8 protein-coding genes are annotated in these 6,115 nt (G+C 64.2%); 4 read left to right on the forward strand and 4 right to left on the reverse strand.

Features of this window, described 5'->3' with window-relative positions; genetic code table 11:
• Window positions 1-149: 149 nt before the first annotated feature.
• Window positions 150-770, reverse strand: a complete 621-nt coding sequence (locus tag ACY693_RS13600) for a histidine phosphatase family protein (RefSeq protein ID WP_462322367.1) — start codon at window positions 768-770, stop codon at window positions 150-152.
• A 64-nt stretch (window positions 771-834) separates the two neighbouring features.
• On the opposite strand from ACY693_RS13600, the gene ACY693_RS13605 reads away from it, so the two are divergent.
• From ACY693_RS13605 to ACY693_RS13620, 4 genes are all read left to right on the forward strand, one after another.
• Complete coding sequence (locus ACY693_RS13605; protein WP_462322368.1) at window positions 835-1,140, forward strand: hypothetical protein; 306 nt, start codon at window positions 835-837, stop codon at window positions 1,138-1,140.
• Entirely contained in the window at window positions 1,133-1,462 is a 330-nt protein-coding gene (locus ACY693_RS13610; RefSeq protein ID WP_462322369.1) for a hypothetical protein, read from the forward strand. Before ACY693_RS13605 ends, ACY693_RS13610 begins: the two co-directional genes overlap by 8 nt.
• A 90-nt stretch (window positions 1,463-1,552) precedes the next feature.
• On the forward strand, window positions 1,553-2,368 hold the full coding sequence (gene xthA, locus ACY693_RS13615) for an exodeoxyribonuclease III (protein WP_462322370.1): 816 nt from the start codon (window positions 1,553-1,555) through the stop codon (window positions 2,366-2,368).
• 106 nt (window positions 2,369-2,474) lie between these two features.
• Window positions 2,475-3,125: a CDGSH iron-sulfur domain-containing protein gene (locus ACY693_RS13620; protein ID WP_462322371.1), complete on the forward strand. Its 651-nt coding sequence runs from the start codon at window positions 2,475-2,477 to the stop codon at window positions 3,123-3,125.
• A 358-nt stretch (window positions 3,126-3,483) separates the two neighbouring features.
• On the opposite strand, the gene mtaB is transcribed toward ACY693_RS13620, so the two are convergent.
• From mtaB to ACY693_RS13635, 3 genes are all read right to left on the reverse strand, one after another.
• On the reverse strand, window positions 3,484-4,824 hold the full coding sequence (gene mtaB, locus ACY693_RS13625; protein WP_462322372.1) for a tRNA (N(6)-L-threonylcarbamoyladenosine(37)-C(2))-methylthiotransferase MtaB: 1,341 nt from the start codon (window positions 4,822-4,824) through the stop codon (window positions 3,484-3,486).
• A gap of 16 nt (window positions 4,825-4,840) precedes the next feature.
• Complete coding sequence (locus ACY693_RS13630) at window positions 4,841-5,359, reverse strand: Hsp20/alpha crystallin family protein (protein ID WP_462322373.1); 519 nt, start codon at window positions 5,357-5,359, stop codon at window positions 4,841-4,843.
• A gap of 168 nt (window positions 5,360-5,527) precedes the next feature.
• On the reverse strand, window positions 5,528-6,010 hold the full coding sequence (locus ACY693_RS13635) for a hypothetical protein (RefSeq protein WP_462322374.1): 483 nt from the start codon (window positions 6,008-6,010) through the stop codon (window positions 5,528-5,530).
• Between the last annotated feature and the right edge of the window lie 105 nt (window positions 6,011-6,115).

The raw sequence follows: 6,115 nt of genomic DNA on the forward strand, positions 1-6,115 counted from the left end.
GTACACCTGATTTCGAGTCAGGCCCGTTCGGCCACTCCGGCACCTCTCCTGGGGGACGCTCTGTGTCGCCGTCAGGGTAGAGCGACCGCTTACTATATCACTCTCAGCCAGGTAGACCAATCTGTCGTTGTCGTGTCTGGAGGTCAGGCTCAGGGTGACCGCCAAGTACGCAGCCGCTCGGCATTGACAAACTCCAGGCTGATGCCGAATCGGTCGTGGCGAATCCGCGTTAGGCCGGCGTAGTCGATGCGGATGCGGTACCAATGCTCGGGGTCGGCATCGAGCACGTGGCCGACGATGGCGCGGCTCACGCCAGCGTGGCAGACGATGAGCAGGTGTCGCCCGGGATAGGCGGCGATCTGTCGATCGTAGGCACGGCCGATGCGCTCTTGCAAGGCCTCGAGACGCTCGCCGTCGGGTGGCCGGTTGGCGACCGGGTCCTGACGAAATGCCGCGAAGGCCGCTGGTTCTTGCTCTGCCAGCTCGCTGGGTCGCCGGCCCTCCCAGGCCCCCATCGCAATCTCGCGCAGCTCCGGGTCAACCGCGAGTGGGAGCCCGAGTCGCGCGGCAACCTCGCTTGCGAATTCACGCGCACGCGTCATCGGCGAGCTGAGGATCTGATGCCAGGGCCGCGCGTTGCCGATGGCCTCGCGCATCTGCTGCCAGCCGAGCGCGCTGAGTGGATGATCGACACCTTGCCCGCGAATCATGCGGCCACCACGTGGCTCGCCATGGCGGATCAGGTCGACAATGGTATCTTGACGGGGCACAAGGGTCTCCTTGGCGGTTCGGCGGCGGCTAGCCGCCCCTGGGCGTTGCCTGATTGGGTATTTTATGTTGAATCGAGACAAGACGTATGTTGGCCTTGACGCCGATAGCTACGGTGGCATGACGCCAACCGGCACCATCATCCGCGATGCCCAGGTCTTTGGCCTGATCCCGGAAGGCGAGACCTGCGAAGGCTGGTCGGTATCGCGCATCGAGGCCCTCTATGCGCAGGTGAGCGATGCCTGGCATCCTTACGGCCACCTGGCTTCGCGCCTGCCAGAGGAGCTGCGCGAGCGCCATCGCCGCATCTATGACGCGGCCATTGAGCGCGCCCGTGAGCTGGGCTGGTCCGCCGAGCTGTACGATGACTGAGATGCTTGATGACCCGCTGATCAACCGTCTGCTCGAGCTTGCCCGCGAGCTGACCGAGGGCTCCGAGGACTATCTCGAGCGTCAGGACGACCCGCAGCTCTGGTACAACCGCGGCTATGCCAACGGCATGACGGCCGCGCTGCATGCACTTGGCTATGGGGCGGCGGCCGATGCCGCCATAGCGCCCGATTGCTACGACGCCGCCCGAGACCAGAGTCACCTGCCCTGGGGCAAGGCCTACGAGCACGGGCGCGAGGTGGGCATCCGCGAGACCTATGAGATCACCGGCCATCACCCGCCTGAATCACCCTCTGCAGCCTAGCCCCAAGCACCGCACTCGACCGCCCACCCTCGGGGAGCGCGCAGCACTGGACAAAGAGTCCAGCTGCCTCAACCCGTTTCAGGAATTCGCATGTCTCGACTCATCTCGTTTAACGTCAATGGCATCCGCAGCCGTCCGCACCAGCTCGAAGCCCTGAAGGCGCGGCATGATCCGGATGTGATCGGCATCCAAGAGTCCAAGGTCGCCGACGAAGCGTTTCCGGCTGAAGCCATCGGCGCCCTCGGTTGGCAAGCCGCCTACCATGGCCAAAAGGGCCACTATGGTGTCGCCCTGCTCAGCAAGCGCGAGCCGTTGCGGGTCATCAAGGGTTTCCCGGACGATGGCCTCGATGCCCAGCGGCGTGCCATTACCGGCTTCTACGCCCTCGACGACGGTACCGAGCTGGCCATCATCAATGGCTATTTCCCGCAAGGCGAGAGCCGTGAGCATCCGATCAAGTTCCCCGGCAAGCAGAAATTCTATGCCGATCTGGCGCGCTATCTCCGCGAGCACTTCAGCCCCAGCCAACCGCTGGTGGTCATGGGCGACATGAACGTCGCGCCGCAGGATGCAGACATCGGCATCGGTGCCGACAACGCCAAGCGCTGGCTACGCACCGGCAAGTGCAGCTTCCTGCCCGAGGAGCGTGAATGGCTGCAGACATTGATGGATTGGGGCCTGAGCGATGCCTACCGCTGCATGCATCCGGATCGCGACGACGGCTTCAGCTGGTTCGATTACCGCTCGCGCGGCTTCGAGCGCGAGCCCAAGCGGGGACTGCGCATCGATCTGATCCTGGTCTCAGCGCCGGTGCGCGAGCGGCTGCGTGACGCCGGCATCGACTACGACATCCGCGGCTTGGAGCGGCCCTCGGATCACTGCCCAATCTGGATCGACATCGATTAACGGGTCGACCGACCCCATCCCTTATCAACAGTCAATCACTCAGCCATAGCGCCAACCGTCCTCACCAGAGGGCGATGTAATCGGCCGCACCAGCCAGGAGATCAACATGAGCGATAAGAGCATCTACGACTATCCAGGCCAGGAGATCGATGTCCACTGGGATCAGCGCCTGTGCATTCATATCGGCGAATGTACCCACGCCGATAACAGCCTGTTCGAGGGCGGACGCGACCCCTGGTGTGTCCCCGACGAGGTCTCCACGGCCGAGGTGCGCGAGGTCTGCGAGCGCTGCCCGAGCGGTGCCTTGAGCTACGTCGACAAAGACGGCAGCGGCGAGCAGCCCGCCGCCGAGAACACGGGCCAGGTCGTCTACAACGGTCCGCTCTATCTGACCGGCGAGCTTGAGATCGAGGGCGCACCGGAGGACATGCCGGGCCTGCGCTTCCGCGCCGCGCTCTGCCGCTGTGGAGCCTCGAAGAACAAGCCGTTCTGCGACAACAGCCACATCGAAGCCGGCTTCGAAGACTATGGCGCCATCGGCAAGACCGGGCCCGGGCTCGAGGCCACCGGCGGGCCGCTGAAGATCAAGCCCATGCCAGACGGCCCGCTCAAGGTCGAAGGCAATCTGACGCTCAAAGCGGCCAGCGGGCGGATTGCCTGGCAAGGCACCAAGACCGCACTCTGCCGCTGCGGCGCCTCGAAGAACAAGCCCTTCTGCGATGCCAGCCACCGCGAGGCAGGCTTCAAGTCAGACTGATGCTGCTGTGCGACAAGGTCTCGGTCCGAGGCTGTCAGGGAGCGCCGGATAGGGCGCTCTGACAGTCACTGGTCTGGTGACCCACCTTCTGAGGGTCACCAGAGGAGAGTCACAAGCGCATCGGCCTGCAGACACGCCGGATTCAGGCTGACCTCATCGATCTGGCCTCATTCAGGTGGTTTAGCCATCAGAAGCTGTCTGAAATCCCAATCGCAGCGGCAAATTTCCGTGATTGAGAGGCTTCTAGGGCGGCCAACGCAGCATGTCCAGACAGCTTCTTAGCCGTGGTTACCAGACGCAGAGATGGCGCTAGCTTACAACTGGCGTGGATTAGGTGTTTGGATATCCGGTGCGATGGCTAAGGCACAAGCACTCCTTGGAGCATCGAATCCAGGTCGTGCGCAGAGTGCCGCTCAGCGGGGCCCGGGCTCCGGTCTAGGCTCGGGGCAATCACCTGATCAATGCGGACTGGGATGATCCGATTGGTCATGTCGATCCCGTCGGTGCAGACGCGCACCAGGAGATACCCGGGTGTGTAGCCGATCTGCTGCGAGGCTGAAGCCGGCTGTTTGCTCTCGACACCTTCGATCAGGACCTGCTGCACCGACCCGAGGTGCCGCTCAAGCCAGATGCGCTTCAGGCGCAGACCGAGCGCATGCAGCTCGCGGCTGCGGGCGCGCTTGACGCTCGCAGGGACCTGGTCGGGCATCTCAGCAGCGCTGGTGCCCTCGCGCGGCGAGTAGCCGAAGATGTGCAAGCCGGCGAAGCCGATCTCCTCGACGAAGGCCAGCGTTTGCGCCCATTCCGCGTCGGTCTCGCCCGGAAAGCCGACGATGATGTCGGTGGTGATCGTGAAGTCGGGCTGCACGCTGCGCGCCAGCTCGGCCAAGCGGGCGAACTCGTCGGTCTTGCAACGCCGGGCCATGCGCTTGAGCACGCTGTCGGCACCGCTCTGCAGCGGCAGATGCAGGTGCGGCATCATGCGCGCATCCTCGAACAGCCGCCAGAATCGCTCGGACAGGTCCCAAGGCTCGACTGAGCCCAACCGTATTCGGGACACATCGGTGTCCTTGAGGACAGCTGTTAGAAGCTCACTGAGGCTCGAGCTGCAATCGCTACCGTAGCCGGCGGCATGCACCCCGGTCAGGACCACCTCTTGAATGCCATCGGCGACGAGCTGGTTGACCTCGCGACAGACCTCAGCGATGGGACGGCTGCGTTCTTCGCCGCGGGCGCGGGTCGTGATGCAAAAGCTGCACTGATAGCGACAGCCATCCTGGATCTTGACGAAGGCCCGCTGCCGTCCGCGCGCGAACAGCGCGGATGCGCCGGGCTCGGTCGCCGATTCTGGCATCAGCGGCAGCGCCAATGTCTGCTCGGCGATGGTGACCAGTCGATCCTTATCGCGGTTAGGCACCACCAAATCGATCCCGAGCTCGCCGAGCTGGGTTTGATCAAGCGATACCGCGCAACCGCTGACCACCATCCGCGCGCGCGGATGCTCGCGCTGCAGGCGACGCAGCAGCTTGCGCGACTTGCGTACGGCCTCGACCGTCACGGCACAGGTATTGACCACCACCAGATCGGCCGCATCGCCCTCGCCACTGATGCGGCAGCCGCGCGCCTCGAGCTCGCGCGACCAACCGGTCAGCTCGGCCTCGTTGAGCCGACAGCCCAGGGTGCTCAGCTTAACCCGCATGCGTGATCGACGCGCCCTAACGCCAAGCGCCAGCCTGTCGGCGCGGAATCAGGACCCGCACCTGCTCAGCATTGTCCTTGCGCGCCATCCCCGCGAGGTCGCCATCGGGCGGCACCGGCAGCCGGCGCGTGCTGCTCCCGACCGAGATCTGAACGCGCTCGCGATAGCCGCGACCATCGCCAAAGGTCTCGGAGCGATGCGTCCGCGCATCACGCCGCGTTCGCACCAGCAGGCTCCGTCCGAACGGCCGTACCTGGACATTCTCCGGGGCGAGCCCATTCAAGTCGATGATCAACAGGTAGGCGTCATCGGTCCGCTCCTGCACCATCCGCACTTGATCCGTGCTCCAACGCTGCGCTGCACCTGAATCGGGCAATGGACTCCCATAGGGCGGAGCAGACGGGGGCATAAGCGGCACGCCAGCCGAGCCCCAGGTTGGTCCAGCGAAGGCGTCGATCGCCATCATCAATATGCCAGTGCCGAGCGCTACAACGATGAAGCGCATCATCAACCCACCTGCAAAAGATCGTTTCATCGGACCAGCCCTCTGAACCTGAGCGAAAATTGTTTGGAACCCTGCCCCCTACATTATAGGCAGCCCAGAAGGGCCGAACGGGACTCTCAGCATAAGGTCCGCAAGCCGCCGGACAGGTTCCGCGAGCAGCCGGTTGGCGCCTGGACCTAGGCGCAGACACATCAAGACCTAGGCGCGCAGTCGCCAGGTCGGATGCCCCTCATGATCGATGAGCTGATGTGCCAGGAGCCAATCGCGAGCCTCGGCGGCATCCTGCTCGAACCAGGCCGCCGTGCTGCCAAGCCGAAAGCTATAGCCCCAGGCATCCATGTCGGCAAATAGGCGCTGCGCTCCCACGGCCGCGAGCTCCTCGGCCATCAGCACCTGCAGGTAACAGACCGCGTCCTCCTCGGAACAGTCGCCACCGGCATCGGTGTGCAAGGCCGCGCGGCGTGTGGAATCCATGCACACGAAGTGCGCGGCCTCGTGCAGCGCCGAGTGGACGGGCGTATCGTCGCGCAGATAGATCACCGAGCCGATCAGTCCGGCCTCAGGCGCGCCCCAGTAAGAGCCGGGAATTGCGTCACCAGACGCGACCTGGGCCGGACGTAGCGGCTTGAACCGATGCAGCAACGCATCGATGTCTTGCTGGCAATCGCGGTAACGAAGCATTCGGCCTTCTCCCCTTCTCTTCGGTTGGCACGAGCCGCGCCGAACATGCTAGCTTAGTCGGCTTTGCACGCCTTGCTCACCCTATGCCTGCACTCAGCGTCCATC

It is taken from the genome of Halochromatium sp. (assembly GCF_054919635.1).

What these genes read in the sequence shown, in the direction of transcription:
- ACY693_RS13605 (WP_462322368.1), top strand. Translation starts at nt 835, where the DNA reads ATGTTGAATCGAGACAAGACGTATGTTGGCCTTGACGCCGATAGCTAC.
- ACY693_RS13610 (WP_462322369.1), top strand. Translation starts at nt 1,133, where the DNA reads ATGACTGAGATGCTTGATGACCCGCTGATCAACCGTCTGCTCGAGCTT.
- xthA (WP_462322370.1), top strand. Translation starts at nt 1,553, where the DNA reads ATGTCTCGACTCATCTCGTTTAACGTCAATGGCATCCGCAGCCGTCCG.
- ACY693_RS13620 (WP_462322371.1), top strand. Translation starts at nt 2,475, where the DNA reads ATGAGCGATAAGAGCATCTACGACTATCCAGGCCAGGAGATCGATGTC.
- mtaB (WP_462322372.1), bottom strand. Translation starts at nt 4,824, where the DNA reads ATGCGGGTTAAGCTGAGCACCCTGGGCTGTCGGCTCAACGAGGCCGAG.
- ACY693_RS13630 (WP_462322373.1), bottom strand. Translation starts at nt 5,359, where the DNA reads ATGAAACGATCTTTTGCAGGTGGGTTGATGATGCGCTTCATCGTTGTA.
- ACY693_RS13635 (WP_462322374.1), bottom strand. Translation starts at nt 6,010, where the DNA reads ATGCTTCGTTACCGCGATTGCCAGCAAGACATCGATGCGTTGCTGCAT.